The organism is [Phormidium] sp. LEGE 05292 (assembly GCF_015207735.1).
Lineage (GTDB): Bacteria > Cyanobacteriota > Cyanobacteriia > Cyanobacteriales > Aerosakkonemataceae > Floridanema.
Window position 1 is genome coordinate 1 of sequence record NZ_JADEWG010000336.1, and the last position, 1,359, is coordinate 1,359.

Consider the following 1,359-nt stretch of genomic DNA (forward strand, 5'->3'; position numbering starts at 1 on the left):
TGTGTATAAGAGACAGCCTGGAGCCCCTTTGCCCCCCTGTGGGTTTTCTTGCTAGATTTTTGTAAAATATTGTTTAAAATTCTTGCCTATGAAAAACCGTTATTTGCGAATTGTTCTTTCACTAATTCTCTCAGTTATTTTGGGATTAGGTTGGTGGGTTCCGTCTGCTAAGGCTGATACCGAAAACCAAAAGCTAATAGCAGAGGTATGGCGGATTGTCAATCAATCCTACGTGGATGAGACGTTTAATCATCAAAATTGGTGGTTAGTGCGGCAAAACGCCATGAAGCAACGCATCAAAAGCCGAGAAGAAGCTTACTCTGTAATTGTCAAGATGTTAGCTAGTTTAGACGATCCTTTTACGCGACATCTTCAGCCCAGCCAATACCGCAATTTACAGGTGTCTACTTCTGGGGAACTGACAGGAGTGGGAATACAGATTGCTTTGGATGAAGAAACAGGTGCTTTGCAGGTAATCACGCCGATTGCAGGATCGCCAGCCGAAAAAGCTGGAATTAAGCCAGGGGATCGAATTCTGAAAATCAATGGTGTTTTCAGCACTCAGTTTACTTTAGATGAAGCTGCGGCTCAGATGCGTGGCCCAATGGGTAGTCAAGTAGTTCTGACTGTGGCAAGGGCTAAGGAAGAAGCCCAAGAAGTTACAATAGTGCGCGATCGCATTGCCCTTAACCCTGTAATTGCCGAATTGCGTTCTTCACCAGGAAGTGTCCCTGTGGGCTACATTCGCCTGAACCAATTTAATGGTAACGCAGTAACAGAAGTAGCTAATGCGATCTCTAACTTGGAAAAACAAGGTGCAGATGCCTATATTCTGGATTTGCGGAATAATCCCGGTGGATTATTGCAAGCCGGAATAGAAATCGCCCGTCTCTGGTTGGATCAAGGCACCATTGTTTACACAGTTAATCGTCAAGGCATAATAGGTAGCTTTGAAGCAACAAACGTAGCACTGACTAAAGATCCTTTAGTGGTTTTAGTCAATCGTGGTACTGCTAGTGCTAGTGAAATTCTCGCTGGTGCTTTACAAGACAATCAACGCGCTCAAATAGTCGGTGAAAAATCTTTTGGTAAAGGTTTAATACAATCACTGTTTGATTTGTCTGATGGTTCCGGTTTAGCGGTAACTGTCGCCAAATACGAAACGCCTAATCATCATGACATTAACAAGTTAGGAATTACTCCCGATCGCATAGTCAGTTGGGAACCAACCGCTTTTAACCAAATTGCCACAGAAGTAGATCAACAATATAAAACTGCTTTCGAGTTATTGACTACTTCTTCGGTTGTAGCAAACGCAAGTTAAGAACAGGTGGGGAGATGGGGGGACAAGGGGACAAG

Annotated in this window: 1 protein-coding gene; it reads left to right on the plus strand. The window is 43.6% G+C overall.

Going from position 1 to position 1,359, the window contains the following annotated elements:
• Nucleotides 1-88 precede the first annotated feature (88 nt).
• Nucleotides 89-1,324, plus strand: a complete 1,236-nt coding sequence (ctpA, locus tag IQ264_RS32450) for a carboxyl-terminal processing protease CtpA (protein ID WP_193986904.1) — start codon at nucleotides 89-91, stop codon at nucleotides 1,322-1,324.
• The last annotated feature ends 35 nt before the right edge of the window (nucleotides 1,325-1,359 follow it).

Coding starts and splice junctions, on each gene's coding strand:
- ctpA (WP_193986904.1), top strand. CDS start 89: ATGAAAAACCGTTATTTGCGAATTGTTCTTTCACTAATTCTCTCAGTT.